This window comes from Nostoc sp. XA010, assembly GCF_020829625.1.
Classification (GTDB): domain Bacteria; phylum Cyanobacteriota; class Cyanobacteriia; order Cyanobacteriales; family Nostocaceae; genus Nostoc.
In genome coordinates this window covers 230,257-248,600 of sequence record NZ_JAIVFX010000004.1, presented here as the reverse complement: position 1 = coordinate 248,600, position 18,344 = coordinate 230,257, and the positions used below count along the sequence as shown (strand labels likewise).

General features: G+C 42.4%; 15 protein-coding genes and 1 tRNA gene. 6 read left to right on the top strand and 10 right to left on the bottom strand.

The features are described from left to right. Positions 1-425 precede the first annotated feature (425 nt). The 6 genes from LC608_RS08415 to psbZ all read right to left on the bottom strand — a co-directional run bounded on the left by LC608_RS08415 (position 426) and on the right by psbZ (position 5,487). A complete protein-coding gene (locus tag LC608_RS08415) occupies positions 426-1,997 on the bottom strand; it encodes an alkaline phosphatase (RefSeq protein ID WP_229553100.1) in 1,572 nt (523 codons plus the stop codon). A gap of 408 nt (positions 1,998-2,405) precedes the next feature. Beyond that, complete coding sequence (locus LC608_RS08410; RefSeq protein ID WP_229553099.1) at positions 2,406-3,671, bottom strand: glutamate-5-semialdehyde dehydrogenase; 1,266 nt, start codon at positions 3,669-3,671, stop codon at positions 2,406-2,408. A 4-nt stretch (positions 3,672-3,675) separates the two neighbouring features. Further along, positions 3,676-4,083, bottom strand: coding sequence for a hypothetical protein (locus LC608_RS08405; RefSeq protein ID WP_100901502.1), 408 nt, complete (start codon positions 4,081-4,083; stop codon positions 3,676-3,678). Positions 4,084-4,337: 254 nt separating this feature from the next. Continuing rightward, positions 4,338-4,409 (bottom strand) — tRNA-Gly (locus tag LC608_RS08400). Positions 4,410-4,532: 123 nt separating this feature from the next. After that, positions 4,533-5,111, bottom strand: coding sequence for a 6,7-dimethyl-8-ribityllumazine synthase (ribH, locus tag LC608_RS08395; protein WP_094346524.1), 579 nt, complete (start codon positions 5,109-5,111; stop codon positions 4,533-4,535). Between the two features lie 187 nt (positions 5,112-5,298). Continuing rightward, complete coding sequence (psbZ, locus tag LC608_RS08390; protein ID WP_229553098.1) at positions 5,299-5,487, bottom strand: photosystem II reaction center protein PsbZ; 189 nt, start codon at positions 5,485-5,487, stop codon at positions 5,299-5,301. Positions 5,488-6,058: 571 nt separating this feature from the next. Between psbZ and LC608_RS08385 the strand changes: the two genes are divergently transcribed. After that, the gene (locus LC608_RS08385) at positions 6,059-8,785 is read left to right on the top strand and encodes a CBS domain-containing protein (protein WP_229553244.1); all 2,727 of its coding nucleotides are present in this window, start codon (positions 6,059-6,061) and stop codon (positions 8,783-8,785) included. Between the two features lie 55 nt (positions 8,786-8,840). On the opposite strand, the gene LC608_RS37215 is transcribed toward LC608_RS08385, so the two are convergent. The 3 genes from LC608_RS37215 to LC608_RS08370 form a co-directional block, all read right to left on the bottom strand. Beyond that, positions 8,841-9,131 carry a type II toxin-antitoxin system HicA family toxin gene (locus tag LC608_RS37215; RefSeq protein ID WP_308189851.1) on the bottom strand — a complete coding sequence of 97 codons (291 nt, stop codon included), beginning with the start codon at positions 9,129-9,131 and terminating at the stop codon, positions 8,841-8,843. Next, positions 9,059-9,283, bottom strand: coding sequence for a type II toxin-antitoxin system HicB family antitoxin (locus LC608_RS08375; RefSeq protein WP_229553096.1), 225 nt, complete (start codon positions 9,281-9,283; stop codon positions 9,059-9,061). The genes LC608_RS37215 and LC608_RS08375 overlap by 73 nt, the downstream gene beginning before the upstream one ends. A gap of 104 nt (positions 9,284-9,387) precedes the next feature. Beyond that, complete coding sequence (locus tag LC608_RS08370) at positions 9,388-10,131, bottom strand: Uma2 family endonuclease (protein WP_229553095.1); 744 nt, start codon at positions 10,129-10,131, stop codon at positions 9,388-9,390. A gap of 493 nt (positions 10,132-10,624) precedes the next feature. Here LC608_RS08370 and abc-f point away from each other — a divergent pair, with 493 nt between their 5' ends. The 5 genes from abc-f to LC608_RS08345 all read left to right on the top strand — a co-directional run bounded on the left by abc-f (position 10,625) and on the right by LC608_RS08345 (position 16,241). Next, entirely contained in the window at positions 10,625-12,250 is a 1,626-nt protein-coding gene (gene abc-f, locus LC608_RS08365) for a ribosomal protection-like ABC-F family protein (RefSeq protein ID WP_229553094.1), read from the top strand. A gap of 151 nt (positions 12,251-12,401) precedes the next feature. Next, positions 12,402-12,728: a DUF6825 family protein gene (locus LC608_RS08360; RefSeq protein WP_229471514.1), complete on the top strand. Its 327-nt coding sequence runs from the start codon at positions 12,402-12,404 to the stop codon at positions 12,726-12,728. 215 nt (positions 12,729-12,943) lie between these two features. Beyond that, positions 12,944-14,629 carry an AarF/ABC1/UbiB kinase family protein gene (locus LC608_RS08355; RefSeq protein WP_229553093.1) on the top strand — a complete coding sequence of 562 codons (1,686 nt, stop codon included), beginning with the start codon at positions 12,944-12,946 and terminating at the stop codon, positions 14,627-14,629. A 28-nt stretch (positions 14,630-14,657) separates the two neighbouring features. After that, the gene (locus LC608_RS08350) at positions 14,658-15,383 is read left to right on the top strand and encodes a Stp1/IreP family PP2C-type Ser/Thr phosphatase (protein ID WP_229553092.1); all 726 of its coding nucleotides are present in this window, start codon (positions 14,658-14,660) and stop codon (positions 15,381-15,383) included. A gap of 660 nt (positions 15,384-16,043) precedes the next feature. Continuing rightward, positions 16,044-16,241, top strand: a complete 198-nt coding sequence (locus LC608_RS08345) for an NblA/ycf18 family protein (protein ID WP_041565841.1) — start codon at positions 16,044-16,046, stop codon at positions 16,239-16,241. 463 nt (positions 16,242-16,704) lie between these two features. Here LC608_RS08345 and LC608_RS08340 read toward each other — a convergent pair whose 3' ends face one another. Beyond that, complete coding sequence (locus LC608_RS08340; protein WP_229553091.1) at positions 16,705-18,258, bottom strand: serine/threonine-protein kinase; 1,554 nt, start codon at positions 18,256-18,258, stop codon at positions 16,705-16,707. Between the last annotated feature and the right edge of the window lie 86 nt (positions 18,259-18,344).

The following is an 18,344-nucleotide window of genomic DNA, read 5'->3' as shown; positions in this document are numbered from 1 at the left end:
CACAAATAAACTTTCTTTTTTAGTATTTAACACTCAAACAAATGACAAAGTATAAAAAGCTCAACAAATGTTTAAGTTCATTTGCACCTATTTACTTAAGACGATCAACTAGACTGCAATTATTAAGCATAGTGTTAATTTAACTTGGATAACCTAACCAATTATGATGTTATTTATCATTTTTTATCTATATAGATTGACTTTTGTTAATTATAAGTTAGTTAAGTATTGCAAAGAAATGCCAAAATAACTCTTCAAAAAGATTTATTTACTGTAAGCCGATACGCTTGGGTTAAGGAAATTTATTTGTTGAAGGACTATAAAGACCTCTCCCTGGTTTTACTACGTAAAACCCTCCCTCTCCCAGTCGCAGAGGGAAAGACTTGAACTTTAGTTGGACTCAGGGAGGGTTTATCGAACTTCCCTTAACTTAGATGCGCTCCTGGTTGTCCGTTTTGGACTACAAATGAAGCTAGGGTTTTGATAGAGGCATTCAAATCAATGATGCTTGATACAACACGGTAGTCACTTTGCCAGCGTTGTGGGGTAAGCTTACAGCGCACGTATCCCCGGTAAGCACCATCAAAGAACTTAGTATGGGGATTGTTGGGTAGGGCAGCTTGAACTGGTGCGATGGATTGAGTGGGAAAGTCAGAGGTAATTGAAGTTCCTACAAACTCAGTGGCTACCGTCGGTGAGTTTGGGTTATTAAAATCAAGCTTCAGGTCATGTACCCAACTAGAATGGATGTCTCCGGTAATCACCACTGGATTAGAAGGTTGACGCTGGTTTAGAAAACTCAAGAGTCGATTACGTGCAGCCACGTAGCCGTCCCACTGATCCATATTAAATACACCTGTACCTGGATTGCTATTAAAATTGTACTGCCCAAGCATGGTCTGTTGAGCAATCACATTCCAGCGCGATCGCGACTGATCTAACCCTTTTCGTAGCCATTGCTCTTGCTCTGAGCCGGTCATGGTAGCATTTGTATCAAAAGCTTCGGGGCAGCGAGGCTTTAGTTCATCATTACAAGGTTGATTAGTGCGGTACTGCCTGGTGTCTAGGACATTGAACTCAGCTAAATTACCGAAAGTGAACCGTCGATAAAGCAGCATATCTGGGCCGTTGGGCAATGAAAACCGACGCAGAGGCATGTGTTCATAATAAGCCTGGTACGCATTAGCTCGCCGTTTCTTGAAAGCCTCTTGGGTTTGGTTATCTTCGGGGGCTAAGTTGGCGTAGTTGTTGTCAACTTCATGATCATCCCAAGTGACAATCCAGGGGAAGACAGCATGAGCAGCTTGGAGATACGGGTCAGTTTTGTAGAGGGCGTGGCGATCGCGGTAGTCTGCAAGAGTGATAATTTCTGGACTATTATGCTGGCGGGGCCCACCAGGTTGTGGCCCGTATTCGTAAATATAATCACCCAGATGAACCACAAGGTCGAGGTTTTCCTCAGCTAAATGCCGATAAGCCGTATAGTAGCCATTTTGCCAGTCTTGACAAGAGACAAAAGCAAAGTTCAGTTGTGAGATAGAGCCATAAAATGCTGGTGCTGTGCGAGTCCGTCCAATGGAGCTAACTTCCCTACCCGCTTCAAATTGATACCAGTACCAACGGTCAGGGTCTAGTCCACGGACATCAACGTGAACTGAATGTGCTAACTCTGGTGTCGCCAGCACTGTTCCTCGCCGCACAACCTGTTTCATGTTTTCATCAAGGGCAACTTGCCACCGCACTGGAACATTTACCTGTGGCATTCCACCTCCAGAGAGTGGATTTGGAGCCAGTCGTGTCCAGATAACAACACCATCCGGCAAAGGATCGCCAGATGCAACACCAAGACTGAACGGATAGCCAGAAAACCTTGAGTTAGCCAATACTGGATGCCATTGGCTAGTGATTGTTAACCCCGTTAAGAATCCTGCACCCAACAAAAAACTCCGCCTTCTGCAACGATTTGCTAGCAGGTGCGTACCATCCATAAGTTCCATATTCACCCCTACCTAGATGTAAGTACAGTTGACATTTAGGAGGGTCATTTGGGAAAAGTACAAATATAGCGGTTCTCAGTTGTATGCAATATACTCTGACCTCTCTCCTTTTAGGAGAGAAGCTTTGAATCATACTCCCCAACGCTAGCTCTTAAGGGGCTGGGGGTTAGGTCTGTATTTAACTCAACCCAGAAGCGCTATAGTGACTTGATTTGACTTGTCTCCTAATTGCTGCTCAACCAAACACAAGGAGCCTAGCAAACCAGGATCAAGCAGTAATTAAGATTTTGTTAAGTTTAAAATTGGATTGGGGCATTAGGCATAGGGGATTTATATCCCCCACTAAAACAGAACTGGTACTACCAGCACTCTTATCAAACCCTTTTGTAATTACGAGTTACAAATTATTTAAAACCTGCCATTTCCCTGAACAATGTGCTTGACGGTAGTTAAGGTTTCCAGGCTTATAAATCCCCGGCGATGACCTTTTTGATTAGACATGCCAAGAAACACTGAATCTCCCCGCGAGGGGTTGCGGGAAAAACGTGGGGAAGTATTAATGTAAGTAGATGCACTGGTAACTCCTAAGGCAAACTGCCGACTTTCTTGGTAGGATTCAGTAACGATAGAGTCGGCATGACCACTGCTGTATTCATTAATCCAGGCGATCGCAGCCTCTAAGCTGTCCACCAATTTAAAAGCTACTGTCTTAGTCAAATAAGGGTTTCCCCATTCGCCTTCCTTCACTAGGTGCAACTGGGGAAAGGCTTCTACTAGTTCTGCATCTCCTTTAATTTCAAAGCCTTTTTCCATCAAGCTGTTCCACAGAACGGCTAAAGATGATGGCAAGGCTTGGCGATGAATAAGTACTTTTTCAATGGCATTAACTTGGTCTGGTTCGCTCTGATGGCTATTAAGAATCATCAAGCGCACCATTTCTAAACTGCTATTTAGCGACCAGTAGAGATAACAGTTACCCATTGCTGATTTTAAGACCGGGCAAGTTGACTGTCGTACTACCTGCTGTATCAAACTAGAACGTCCGTAAGGAATCACTAAATTCACGTACTGGTCTTGCGTGACTAAATCCCGAACCGAAGCACCATGTTCTGCTGTGATCAGTTCTATACAGCCAGGAGGTAGACCAACTTGAGCGATCGCACTTTGCAGTACCTCAGCGATGACCGCGTTAGAATGGCTAGCTTCAGTACTGCCTTTGAGAATTATACTATTGCCAGTTTTGATACAAAAACCTGCTGCGATCGCTCCTAAATCTGGAAACGCCTCATAAATAAATCCAATTACTCCCAAGGGCATTAACTGGGTATAACTCTGGGAATCTTCCAGTTGATAATCAGCCGTTCTGACACGCCGCAGTGGATCTGATAATTCCCCCAACCGTTGCAAAATGTCCACGGTCATCTCTAACCTTGTGGGAGTCAGCTTCAGCCAGTCTAATATCAACTCAGGCACTGCCATTTCCCGACTGGCTTCTAAATCCAAGGTATTGGCTTCTAGAATGTCGTCAAATGAGCGCTCAAGGGCTTGTGCCATTGCCAATACTGCACGACTCCGGTCTGCTCCCTTTGTGATCCCCAACTTTAGGGAAGCATGATAGGCGCGTTGGGCACTAGTAATTGGTTCGGGGTAATCATCCAAAACTTCAACAGTCATTGAGTTAACGTCTGTAGGTAAGCCAGACCATTAGCGCTGGCAGAATAGCCAATAGCACCGCCACCATTGCCCAAGCAACAATGCTGGAACTATTTGCCAATCGCAGTGCTAATGGCAGCCATATAATCACTAGCACGAAAATAATGCCAAGTGCTATAGGCAGATAGCTTTCTCCCAAGCGCGGATGGACAACATGCCAACTATTTCCCATCCAACGCCAAGCCCGCTTGTAGGGATAGGTGGTAGAAAGCTGTTCTAGGACATGACCATTATCTTCTACTACAAAGATTTGCTGACAGCGATCGCAACCAAATGCTTCTGTCAACGTAATCGGAATTAACTGACCCCGGCGCCGACAGGGACAGGGGTATTCGGTATTGAAATCTATTTTTTCGGGTTTTTGAGATTGCACAAGCGTTCTAGTAACTTGAGCGTGTTTTACACGACGATAATATGATCCCTTGGTAAATGCCTGATAAGGCTCTTTAAAGATAATGTGGTTGCGTTTTTGGCCATTTAATTGTGATAACACACAAAGATTGTAGCCAAGCTAATCTATATCTACACCAGTCTAAAGCTGGGTTTTATATTTCTTAGCAAGTGGATAATGCACCCTAAAAATACTAAACCTCTTGGAGTTAAAAACTGCAAGAGGTTTTAGTTGGAAGCGGGTAACGCGATTCGAACGCGCGACATTCACCTTGGCAAGGTGACGCTCTACCACTGAGCTATACCCGCAATCAATCACCATATATGAATATCTCAGATTTATTCCTAATTGTCAACCCCTTAATTTAGTTATTTGGTCATTGGTCATTGGTCATTAGTCATTGGACAAAGGACTAATGACTAATGACTCATTTAGCCAAGTTCTTCTGACTCCGCAGTTAAATTGCCGATGCTGGCACTTTGAAAAGAAGCTGGCAAAGACTGGCTATTACGAGAATATGGCTCTGCCAGGTTAGAACGCAGTTGCCGCATCAGGCTTGCCATTTCTAGGGCATTCAGGGCATAATCCCAGCCATGATTACCTTTGATGCCTGCCCGTTCTAAGGCTTGTTGCATAGTGTCTACTGTCAAAATGCCAAAAATTACTGGCACTCCAGTTTGAAAGCTAGCGGCGGCAATGCCTTTAGAAACTTCGGCGGATACATAATCAAAATGGGGTGTTTGTCCTCGAATAACTGCACCTAGACAAATTACAGCATCATAACGATGGGAAAGTGCTAGTTGGCGAGCTACTAAAGGTACTTCAAAACTTCCCGGAACCCAAACATAGTCTACCTGATTACCTTGGGGGTTAGGATCTACACCGTGGCGTTTCAAGCAATCTTGACATCCCTCTAGCAGCTTTCCGGTAACTAGGTCATTAAATCGACCAATCACCACTGCAAACCGCAAAGGCTCCGTTTGGGTAAAAGTTCCCTCGAAAACTGCCATGACTGCCTCTTAATCAACTATAGTTCTGGTCAATATACATTTCTTATTTAAATGTAGAGGAGCAGGAAAGCACGGTAAAAAAAGGAAATCGGAAAAAATCTTTCCTTTTCTCCTTTAGTCTTTGACCTTGGCTTTTCTGCTCCTCTAGTTCTTATATTATGTGCCTACGCCAGAGTGAAGCCGTCGCCTACACGACAAAAAAGTTTAACAAACCAACTAAAAACACCAAACCAAACCAGGCGGCGGAACCAACCCAGAGCAGTTTTTTAGATTCAACCCAATTTTGGGGAGTGGCGTAAGCAACGGGGACGCCAACAACCAGGACAAAGGACAATAGAACTAGGCTTATCAAAGCGAATTGGAATATTATGGTCATTTTTGCTTCTCCCAATACAGCGAAATAGTGATATGTCTTACACTAACAGTAAGGTGTACAGTGTAGGCAACGAGCGTGACTCCTGCTATTGCATAGGACATTTCCAGAAGCTCTGGACAGAAGCTCTGGTTTTATGTCCTCGTGATCCCCCACGGTCAAAAATTTGATTTTTTCTTCCTTTCGTACCCCACAAATTTTACGACACAGGATGAATTGCTTATGACTTTTGCACTGATGTGTCAACCAATGGTAAATTTGCATTCTTTGAAAGGATGCCTACTCGTTTCCCGTTGTCCAACGTTTCACGTAGGTTTCCCAGAGGGCAGTAAGCGAGGTGTATCAATAACCGTGGTGGCGAGTAACTACTTAAATCATACAACGCCGCGATCATGTATTTCAGAATATTTGACAATTAGGGCGCTGACTCTGAGGGTTAAAGGGTGAGGCTTTTGTCCATTTTAGCTAAATGGCAATATTGATACTTTTTTCTTGTTTTTTAGTTACCAAAAATTACAATATTTTAGTCATTTGTCCTTTGTCTAAGCACTGATGACCAATGACTCTCAATACTATGGATTTAATTCTTTGCCACACAACAGCAGATTTTGACGCACTAGGGGCTGCGGTAGGGTTAACACGCTTACTACCGGGAAGTAAGATTGTACTAAGTGGTGGTTCTCACCCTCCTGTAAGGGATTTTTTAGCATTGCATCGGGATGAATATCCGCTAATTGAACGCCGTTCGGTGATTCCAGAAAAAATTCGTTCTCTGACTGTGGTGGATACGCAACAGCGCGATCGCTTGGGTAAAGCTGCTGAGTGGTTAGATTTACCCTATGTTAAAGAGATTATAATTTATGACCATCACTTAGGACAAGAATCAGATATTCCGGCTACCGAATCATATATTTCTTCAGTAGGAGCAACCACAACTTTAATCGTTGAGCAATTGCAACAACAGGAAATTTCCCTAACTTCTGCCGAAGCAACTGTGATGGCTTTGGGTATCCACGTTGACACTGGCTCTTTGACTTATGACCAGTCCACACCACGGGATGCCCTAGCTTTGGCTTGGTTGATGCAACAAGGTGCGAGTTTATCGGTAATTTCCACCTACCGTGACCCCGGATTATCTCCGCAATTGCAGCAGTTATTAACTGAATCGCTGGAAAATTTAGAATATTTTTGTCTACATGGATATACGGTTGCTTGGGTAACTTTGAAAACAGATGGTTTTGTGCCTGGGTTATCGAGCTTGGCATCGGAACTCGTGGAATTAACCGAGATTGATGCCCTACTGTTGGCTAATGAATATGCTTTGGATGAAAGTGATTCACGCTTAACTGTAATTGGGCGATCGCAAATTCCCAAAACGAATCTTAATCTATTATTCCAACTTCTAGGTGGCGGCGGTCATTCACAAGCCGCATCGCTAAATCTAAGAGGAGTTGATTCAGAGGCAATATTAAAACAACTCCTAGACGGGGTAAAAGCACAAATCCCCCATCCCCTCACCGCTAGGGATTTGATGTCCTCTCCTGTTCGCACAATTCTGCCTGAAACCACAATTGCCGAAGCCCAGCGCATTTTATTACGCTATGGACACTCTGGTTTATCTGTAGTCGATGCCCAAGGGCAACTAGTAGGTATTATTTCACGCCGGGATCTTGATGTTGCCCTGCACCACGGATTTAGTCATGCGCCAGTTAAAGGCTACATGACGACGAATCTTAAAACGATCGCACCAGATACAACACTGCCACAAATTGAGTCGCTGATGGTGACTTATGATATCGGGCGTTTACCAGTATTGGAGAATGAGCAGTTAGTTGGTCTAGTTACTCGTACTGATGTCTTGCGGGAATTACATCAAGAAAGGGATGAAGACGAAGAAGGACAAAAATTCAAAATTCAAAATGACGCTAACGTTGCGCTAACAAAATTCAAAATTCCTCTCAGCACTGAGTTACAAAATCGCCTTGCTCCGCAATTGTGGCAATTACTCACCACAGCATCGCAAGAGGCAGAAAAACGGGGTTGGCATCTTTATCTTGTCGGAGGTGCAGTGCGAGATTTACTGTTTGCTGAAGCAACATCAGGCACTTTGATGATTAAAGATATTGATCTTGTGGTTGATGGCTTTCACAAATCAGCAGATGTTGGTGCTGGTGTGGAATTAGCAAAAGCACTCCAACAACTTTACCCTGCGGCTCGTTTAGAAATCCACGGGGCTTTTCAAACTGCGGCTTTGCTGTGGCACAAAGACCCAGAATTAGATTCTCTATGGGTAGATATTGCCACCGCTAGAACAGAATTCTATCCTTATCCAGCAGCAAATCCAGAAGTTGAGGCGAGTTCTATTCGTCAAGACTTGTATCGTCGAGATTTTAGCATCAATGCCCTTGCTTTGCGCCTCACTAATCCCCGTGGTGGTGAATTACTCGATTTCTTTGGTGGATTACTAGATTTACAAGCCAAGAAAATTCGGGTTTTACACCCCAACAGCTTTATCGAAGACCCCACCCGAATTTATCGTGGCGTGCGCTTTGCTGTGCGCTTCGGATTTCAAATTGAACCGCAAACTGAAGAGTTTATCCGCTATGCCATCAACAGTGGTGTTTACGATCGCACTGCTCAAGAGAATAGCAAAACTCCAGCCCTGCAAACTAGACTAAAAACAGAATTAAAACACATCCTAGAAGCCCCCTATTGGAAATCGGCTTTACAGTTACTCGATAATTTAGGGGCATTGCAATGTATCCATCCTACCCTCAACCTAGACGCAGAACTCCTGCGACAATTACGTTTGTTAGAACGCTGCTTGCGGCGATTTGATGCTGAACAAACCCTCATCCATTGGGAAATGCGTTTAGAAGCGTTAATCGCCCATCTAGCACCACAATATCGGGCGAAAGTCGCAAAGAATCTGCAACTGCAAGAGGATACTATTAAATGCTTGCAAAACTTGGCTTCTGCCCAAACTAAGGTGATGGAATCTTTGCCTAAGTGTCAAAGTCCCAGTCAAGTAGTGCAGTTGCTGCGACACTACGACTTACTAACGCTGATTTTAATTGCTTTGCAAAGTCCGCGATCGCTTAGACATCAGATTTGGGAATATTTAACTGTTTGGGCTAATGTGCAGCCACTATTGAATGGCAATGATTTAAAGAAACTTGGTTACAAACCAGGGCCGCAGTATCGGCAAATATTAGATGATGTAGTTGCTGCTACCTTAGATGGAGTGATTAAAGATAGGGCTGAAGCTGAGGAGTTTTTAGTACAACACTATCCTAAATGAATTAATGAAGCGATCGCTCATATATTTGTGGAGTGTTGAGCAATAAATTACAAATTCAGGTTTCATCATAAGGCGGATCATTTTCATCAGGTTTGATAGCTTGTATAACCTGTTGAACTATCTTTGGGTGTAATACTTTTCCCGAATGAAAAGGAATGACAACCCTGATATTTTCTAGGCGATAGACTCTGTGACTGCCTTTACTTCTAATCTGGATAAAGCCAGCATCCAATAATAGTTTTTCCGCTTCCTTGGCATTTAGGCGCGGTAGTTTTAGGCAACCTGAACCTCCAAATTCATAGTCAGAATTTCCTTCTTTAAAAGTTCCTCTTTCTCTGACTCTGATAGAGTTTCTAGGTAAACTTCAACAGCTTCTTTGATATTTGAGCTTACTTCTTCCAAAGAATCACCTTGACTTTGACAGCCTGGAAGTTCTGGAGAATAAGCGTAATAGCCATCTTCATTTTCTTCGATAATAATATTTACTTTGTAAAACATAAAATAATGAAGTATCTGATGATAATTCAATCTTAACATTATTCTTAAAATAGAAATCGTACTATATTTATTGACGCTTTAGAAAAACAGGCGATCGCAGTAATCTAAATTGTATCTGGATCGATATTCAACTCTCGCAATTTTGCTGCCAAACGTTCTGCCTTTTGTTCTGCTTGTTCTGCCTTTTGTTCTGCTTGTCCTGCCTTTTGTTCTGCTTGTCCTGCCTTTTGTTCTGCTTGTTCTGCCGTTTCTTCAGGTGTTGGTACTAGTTGACCATCTCGTGTAAAAAACCGCAATAATCCCTGATAAGCTCCCAAATATAACCCTAGTTGTTGACTCCACAAATATCCTTGTTCACTTGCTTGTAGAGGTTGATATTCTCCATCTACTAAATGAAATCCCGCAAATTCTTGTGTGTAAGGGTCGAACCAAAAATAATCCAACGTGCGGAAAGTATTTTGATAAATTTCTTTTTTTAAACCTTTATCAGTATTAGCTGTTGAGTCAGACAAAATTTCTAAAATTACATTCGGATATTTGCCATCTTCTTCCCACACTACCCAACTTTTGCGGGTTTTACGTTCAGTTCCCAGCACTACAAAAAAGTCTGGCCCTCGGAAGTATTCTGATTTGCGTTGGCGTGGACTGTAGTAGATAGTCAAGTTTCCCGCCGCATAAAAATCATTTCTATCTCGCCACAACCATTCCAAACAAGTTAAAAGTAGGATTATTTGCCGTAAATGCAGTTCGCTTTCCAAGGGAGGTTCGTCACTATATAAATCACCAGGAGGAAATATAACATCTTGGCAGATGCCTTTTTGATCATCTAATTCTTGAGCTATGGTCATAGAATGGATATGGCATCAAGTAGTTATGCATTTATTTTAGCAGTGTTGTAGTTAGCGATCGCTTAGTTATAGGTACGAGGCATCCTTATCAAAATTCCTCCTGAACCTCTGCGTTCTCTGCGTCTCTGCGGTGGAAAATTTTTATTAACCACAGAGGCGCAGAGGGCACAGAGAAGAAAAAGCGATCGCTAGCCTTCCGAAATACCTTCATGCTACACTGTAGTCAATATCAAACCTCATCACAACTCCAATGAGATAGCACAAATGAAGTAGTACCAAACACCTGTTGCGTCAAAGCAACAAATGTCAACGAAGAATAAACGCAACTAGTTTGACAGGGTTACTTCACATAGTCATGTACTAAAAATATTGTCATTACTCCTATCTATATTGAACCGCTTGGCAAGTGTCTGCGGCTAGCTTTTTGTGTCTAATCTACCCGTAATTGTTATGAATACGCGGGTGGAACTTTGCGAATTGAGGTTTGAGAATAATGCCGAAAAAATCAATATTATTAGCTGAGAATTTAGCCTACGAACTCAGCTTGGATAGAACTTTGTTTCAAAAAATTCAGGTGAGTATTGAAGCAGGCGATCGCATTGCTTTAGTAGGTCGCAACGGTGTAGGGAAATCAACCCTACTCAAGATACTTGCAGGTCAAATTAGCCCCAGCGCTGGTTCAGTTTTACGTAATGGTATTGTCTACTATTTGCCACAAATCAGCACTATTAGGCAAGAAATTACAGTAGATACAGTACTGAATCTTTTGATTTGTACCTCTGATGAATGGTGGAAAATTGAGGATATTTTGCAAACACAATTTGATACAAATATTGATTTGTATCTACCAATTACTAACTTGAGTGGAGGAGAACTCACAAAACTATTTCTAGCGATTGGTTTAGCTCAAGAAGCAAATTTGCTGTTGCTAGATGAGCCAACCAACCACATGGATTTGCAAGCGTTAGAAAGTTTAAGGCAATTTCTCCAAAATTTTACTGGCGCCTTTGTGATTGTCTCGCACAAACCTTTTTTCTTAGATCAAGTAACACAAGTTACCTGGGAACTTACACCTGTTGGAATAAAGGTATATGGAGGTAATTTTTGTCACTATCGAGAACAAAAAGAAATAGAGTTAGAGGTGGCTATACGATCGCACGAAGCCGCCAGAAAGGAACTCAAACGTACCCAAGCCACAGCTATGCAAGAACAGCAACGCGCAGCCCAATCTAGCCGCAACGGTCGCGCCAAGTTTCTTAATGGCAGTATTGATAGAATGGCAGCAGGGCTGATGAAAACCAAAGCTGAGGTGTCTACTGGAACTGCGAAAAAGAAACATGAAGCAGCAGTAGCAAAGGCTAATCAAAAGGTTGCAGACACGAAGGTCAAAACTACCAAAGTAACTAGTATTCAGCTAGAAGAAAAAAATCAAAAGCGCCGAAATCTCATTAATATCCAGGGTGCAAATCTTAGGGTATCAGAACGTCTATTGATTCAAAATATTCAATTGCATGTATCATCTGGCGATCGCATAGCCATTATTGGCTCAAACGGTTCTGGTAAATCGAGTCTGGTAAAAGCAATTTTGGGGATGGAAAACCAAACCGCAGTTTTGGAATCAGGTGAGGTTTTGCTTGCACCAGCGATAAAAGCTGTATATCTCGATCAAACCTACGAATTGGTAAATCGTCGATACACACTTTTGGAAAATATGCAAGCTGCCAATCCTGATCTCAGCTATCAGCTTTTGCGTCAACAACTAGGACACTTTCTGTTTAAATATGATGACGTTCACAAAAGCGCCTCTGTATTGAGTGGGGGTGAATTAGCAAGATTAGCAATCGCTATGATCAGTATCTCAGAAATCGATCTGCTGATTCTCGATGAGCCAACTAACAACCTGGATATCGAAACTGTTGAACAAATGGTAGTAGGTATCAATGACTATCAAGGGGCACTTTGGGTAATTTCCCACGATCTAGACTTCCTGTGCCGAACTAACATTACTCAAAGTTTTAAGTTGAGAGAGCAAGCCTTGCAAATGACAACCTATTTACCCAATACACTAGAGCAATATTATCGAGAATTACTCGAAATCTCTGAACCAAGATCGTTGTAGCTCTTGCTTGCGTGTCCGTAAACTTTGCAAGTTCTATTCACTAAGGCTGAAAGTCGCCCATCCTGCCACGTAAATTTCTAACTCTACAACAGAAGCCGTAAAGCATACGGGCAAGTTATAATTCTCTTGCGGTGCAACGTAACAAAAATTTATGAGTAACCCCCTTGTGCAAGCCTTTTTCGTAGGCAGAGCAGTAGCTGAAGTAGTTAATGAGCGTTTAGAGGTCGCCTTGACCGATGCTTTGAGCGATCTGGGCAAATTTGATGCAGAAGCTAGAGAGCAGCTGCGCCAGTTTACAGACGAAGTTCTAGAGCGGGCAAATCGGGCAGCAGAAGCTGCTAATGGTGGCCAAAGTACCACAGGTACTGGACAAGGCAGTTCTGATTCCGGTGACTTACAAGCAGATATTGATGAATTACGAGCAGAAATTGCCCTGTTACGAACAGAATTGCAACATTATCGTAGAACTTCTGCATAAATTTTAGTCATTGGTCATTAGTCACTTGTACTGAACTTTGCCGTAAAGCCTGCGGCATAGCTACGCCCTAAGCGTAGCCTCTCCAAGAGTTGTATAGGTCAAAAATTATTATGTACAAATGACAAATGACAAAGGACACTAAAAAAAACAGTTTAGGAATCAGAGTGTCTTTTCTTTCAAGGGATTCACTTGCAAACCAACGGTAAACAAAGTATATGGAACAAGGTTATTCAGATAAAGCATACCGTTGGAATCGGGAAAAATACTCTAGCAGACGGCGTTTTGTGGACATTTGGTCTTTTGTTTTGACCTTAATGTTCAAACTTTGGCTATACAACAAATCTTGGAGTTATCCGGGTGGTGTGACTGAGGCAAAGCAAGCCGCAAAACGCAAAACCCAAGCGGTGTGGATTCGCAATACCCTGCTGGATTTAGGCCCAACCTTCATCAAAATAGGGCAATTATTTTCTACCCGTGCTGATATATTTCCAGTTGAATATGTAGAAGAACTAGCCAAGTTACAAGACAAAGTACCGGCATTTAGCTATGAGCAAGTAGAAGCGACCATTGAGAGAGAACTAGGCAAGAAAATTCCTGAACTTTTCCATAATTTTGAACCGATTCCTTTGGCTGCTGCTAGCTTAGGGCAAGTACACAAAGCTGTGCTGCATAGTGGAGAATCGGTTGTTGTCAAGGTGCAACGTCCTGGACTAAAGAAGTTATTTGAAATAGATTTACAAATTCTTAAGGGAATTACCCGCTATTTTCAAAACCATCCCAAATGGGGACGGGGGCGAGATTGGTTAGGTATTTATGAAGAATGTTGTCGCATTCTTTGGGAAGAAATTGATTATCTCAACGAAGGTCGTAACGCTGATACTTTTCGCCGCAACTTTCGCGGCTACGATTGGGTGAACGTCCCAAAAGTATACTGGCGTTACGCCTCGTCTAGAGTGTTGACTTTAGAATATCTCCCTGGAATTAAAATTAGCCAATACGAAGCTTTAGAAGCAGCAGGTTTAGATCGAAAGTTGATCGCTCGTCAAGGCGCTCAAGCCTATTTACTACAATTACTCAACAGTGGCTTTTTCCACGCTGATCCTCATCCAGGCAATATTGCCATTAGTGCAACTGGTGCTTTGATATTCTACGATTTCGGCATGATGGGGCGGATTAAGTCAAATATCCGTGAAGGACTAATGCAAACACTGTTTGGCATTGCCCAAAAAGATGGCGATCGCGTTGTGCAGTCTCTGATCGAGTTAGGCGCGATCGCCCCAACCGATGACATGGGCCCAGTCCGGCGTTCCGTCCAGTACATGCTGGATCATTTCATGGATAAGCCATTTGAAAACCAATCGGTGGCAGCAATTAGTGACGACCTTTATGAAATAGCTTATAATCAGCCATTTAGATTTCCAGCAACCTTCACTTTTGTGATGCGAGCCTTTTCTACCTTAGAAGGGGTAGGCAAAGGTTTAGATCCAGAGTTTAACTTTATGGAAGTTGCCAAACCGTATGCAATGCAGCTTATGACCGATATGAATGGTTCTGAGGGGAATAGCTTTATTAACGAATTAAGTCGTCAAGCAGCTCAGGTAAGTAGTACCGCCTTTGGTCTACCACGTAGATTAGAGGATACCCTAGAGAAGCTAGAACGGGGAGACATGCGCCTGCGCGTTCGGTCTATCGAAACTGAACGCCTATTGCGCCGACAGAGCAGTATTCAGCTCTCAATAAGCTATGCTCTGTTAATCAGTGCTTTCACCCTTTCAGCTACGATCTTAGTGGTTACCAATTATGTATGGTGGGCACTAGCGCCTGGTTTAATTGCGGCAGGGCTTTTAGTGATCATGATCAGACTACTTTTACGCCTTGACCGTTACGATCGTATGTATTAATTGTTGCAAAAAGTTGCAAAAATAATTTATGAAACTTAATTTCACGGGTTTTAGCGATCCGGGACTTATTCGTTCTAATAATCAGGATGCTTACTATATCGACCCAGAAGGGCGATTTTTCGTTGTCGCCGATGGAATGGGTGGTCATGCAGGAGGTGAGGAAGCAAGCCGCATTGCCACTGGAGAAATTCAAGCGTATTTGCTGGCAAATTGGGAATCTTCTAAATCTTCCCAAGAATTACTAGAGCAAGCTTTGTGGGGTGCCAATGAAGCGATTTTGCACGATCAGCAAAATCATCCCGAACGCGCCGACATGGGTACAACGGTTGTAGCGGTAATTTTTCGCGCCCCAGAATCCCCCTGGTGCGCTCATGTTGGCGATTCGCGGCTATATCGCTTTCGAGAGTCGCATTTAGAACAAGTAACAGAAGACCACACTTGGGTAGCACGGGCAATCAAAATCGGTGACATTACCTTAGATGAAGCACGATCGCATCCTTTTCGTCATGTATTATCGCGCTGTTTAGGGCGTGAAGACTTGCATCAGATTGATGTGCAACCACTAGATGTCAAAGCTGGCGATCGCTTACTCTTATGTAGTGATGGTCTAACAGAAGAACTTGTCGAACAGAAGATTGCTAGCTGCCTCCAAGATACTCCTTGGCTTGATAAAGCCGCCATCTCTCTAGTTGAGGCTGCCAAAGACCACGGAGGGCACGATAACATCACAGTTGTAATCGTCTCACTCGACTAAATAGTTATTGGTCATTGGTCATTGGTCAGAAGTTATTAGCTATTGGACAAATGACAAATCTGGTAGATATACTCAGCAATTTGTTCAGCATGAGCATTTTTACTTTTTACAATTTGATACAAATATTTTTAGCCTCTAAAGTGACTTAAAAGAGGCTAAATTTGCATAAATTGCTAGATTTACATCTTGCACGTAATAACGTAAAACAACTATAATTCACGCTTATTACCATCCATTCTCTAACCTCCTGAAAGTCCCAATCCTCCGAAGCTTCTTCCATATTGGGAGGAAACAGCATCTTAGTTTTTCTCAAACAGGGATAACTTGTGTAGGATTTAGGAAAAAATTTGCTCATCTCCTCAGAGGAGAGTTATGCAAAGCAAAAAGGAATCAAGAGGTAGTTATATCTATCCAAGACCAAACAGAGAAGAATATTTTCCGGAATATGGCTTGGCTAACTTGGGTAGTATATCACTAGGATTAGGTGCAAGATATCAGACCAGAAAAGTTCCACACTTTGGATGTGGGCAATGTGTCAAACACTTGTTATCTTTCGTAATACGGAGGAACAAATGTTGGACAGATATCAGTCCAATTACCATCCAATTTGGACTTCTGTAAGCGATATCACCTTTATTCGTTGTTTTTTCGGAGTTAATTATGAATCAACCAATGAAACTATCCTTGGAACAGCAATTCAGCATCTGCTCATTTGCTACTCAGGTGCAAAACATGAGCCACGATCAGGCTAAAGACTTTTTAGTAAAGCTCTATGAGCAAATGGTCGTGCGCGAGGCAACTTATCAAGAGCTTCTTAAGCATCAGTGGGGCTTAGATTCCGGTTCCACTATGGCATAGAGTCGTTCTACTGTCGCAGTGGACGACCTCCTTCTCTTGCTTGGTTCCAAGGAGGAAAACAGCTGGGGATGTCGGGGCGTCAACTTCGATAAACAATTCTGGAAAGGTTGGACAAAAATTAAATTCAAAAAACTAACAAAGAGTAAACTTTTCGACGATACATCTGCTAGAGTCTAAACTTACTTTAATTTTGTAGTACAAATCTACTTTTGGCTTTAGACAGACTTGCTTTTGGTACGTCTAACGTGAGATTTAACATCCGTAAATTTACAATCTCCCGGAATATATACACAGAAAGATTGAGAGAGAATTTAAATAGCCGTGATTTGGCAGTTACTTTTTTCACTCTTTATACATATAACTAGAACTTACATCTTTATACATATTTTGTTTATAAAAGTTTACATTATTCAAGAAAAACCCCTTAGTTACATATAATACATGTAATATAAAGAAATTATTCCTAGTTGGAAAGATCGTATGGAGAATCTGTATCAATACTTTCCAGTTTTGCGAGAATTTGAGGCTTAATCTTTTCATACTCACTTTTGAGTAAGCTTTTACTAATTTGCGAGTCAGCAGAGGAGATCAATGTGTTGCTCATTGCGAGCCACTCTTGCAATCGTTGGCGCTGGGCAGAAGCGATGCTGGAATGTAAAATATGGGTACAGCAATTTGGTGTTTCTCGTGCAAAGAACAACAGACGATAGTAACCTGTGTGCTGTAGTAACCGGGAAATTTGTTGACCAAGACTGGTTTTGAGATCAAGGTAGTAAGGTAACCATTTAGCACCATGTTTGCGGTTGTAGATGACAGTAATCCATAGCAGCATGGGATGGGGAATAGAGATAAAAAGAAATTGGTTATAGCGGGTACAGAGTAAGCGCTTTTGAATTTCCTCTTGCGGTAGCATCACCCACAGAGCGGGTAAAAGCTCCCCATTGTTATTAATCGGCTGGGGGAAAACAATATCGGCAACTGGTTTATTCTGGGGCCAGGAAATGGCACGAGCGATTTCATGGTTTGCCGAGGATACCCGCGAATCGCCTTTTGCCTTTTGTTCAAGCTCATTGCTTACTCTAGTCACAGGAACTAGCGACTGGATGTCTTGCTTAATTTTGCGTGTATGCTCAGGCTTTTCTAGAGATGCTAAAACCTTAAGGATTTCAGTGATATTTTGGGGGCGATCGCGTGGTACTTTAGCTAGACAACTCATCACCAAATTTTCGATTTCTTTTGGTAATTCTAATTCGGGCGCAACCTCAGCAAAAGAACGTGGTTTTTGATAGTGATGTATTTTATACCATGCTCCAAATGAGTGAGTTGGTGGCGCCAGTGGCATTTTGCCTGTGAGCATCTCAAACATCATGACGCCCAAACTATAAATATCAGAACGATTGTCTAATTCCTTACCCTCCATTTGTTCGGGAGAAGAATAAGCCAATGTCCCCAAATAGAATTTTGTATGGTCGCCATCTGACTGTAATAATTTAGCAATACCAAAATCTAGAACCTTGACCAATTCTCCGAAACTGGGATCTTGAATCACCAGCATATTACTTGGCTTGATATCGCGGTGGATAATTGGGCAAATATGGCCCTCAACTGGGATGCCATCATGAGCGCACTTTAACCCTAGGCTGAGTTGACGCGCCATACTCAAAAATCTTGGTAAAGGCAATCGTTGCTTGCGAATAATATTGTTCAGGCTTTGTCCTTGTAGGTATTCCATGACGTAGAACGGGGTGTTATTGTCATCTACGCCATAGTCCATGACTCGGACAATGTGAATGCTTTTTTGCCCTAGTAAAGCACAGGTTTTTGCTTCTCGCTCAAAGCGGTCTTGCAATCGCATCTTTTCATTTTGGATTGATAACGCCAGAAACTTAACCGCAACAGGTACACCTCCCAACAAAGTATCTTTAGCACGATAAACTCGACCCATTGCTCCAGTACCGATTAACTCCTGGAGTTGGTAGCGTTTGCTGAGTAAGCGACCAATGTTGGGGTCTGACATAGGGAATTTGAATCCAAAAGCAGGTTGTAAGTGTTTAGAAGGAAAAGTGCATTCAAACTGATATTTGATTATTGCGCCTATAAATG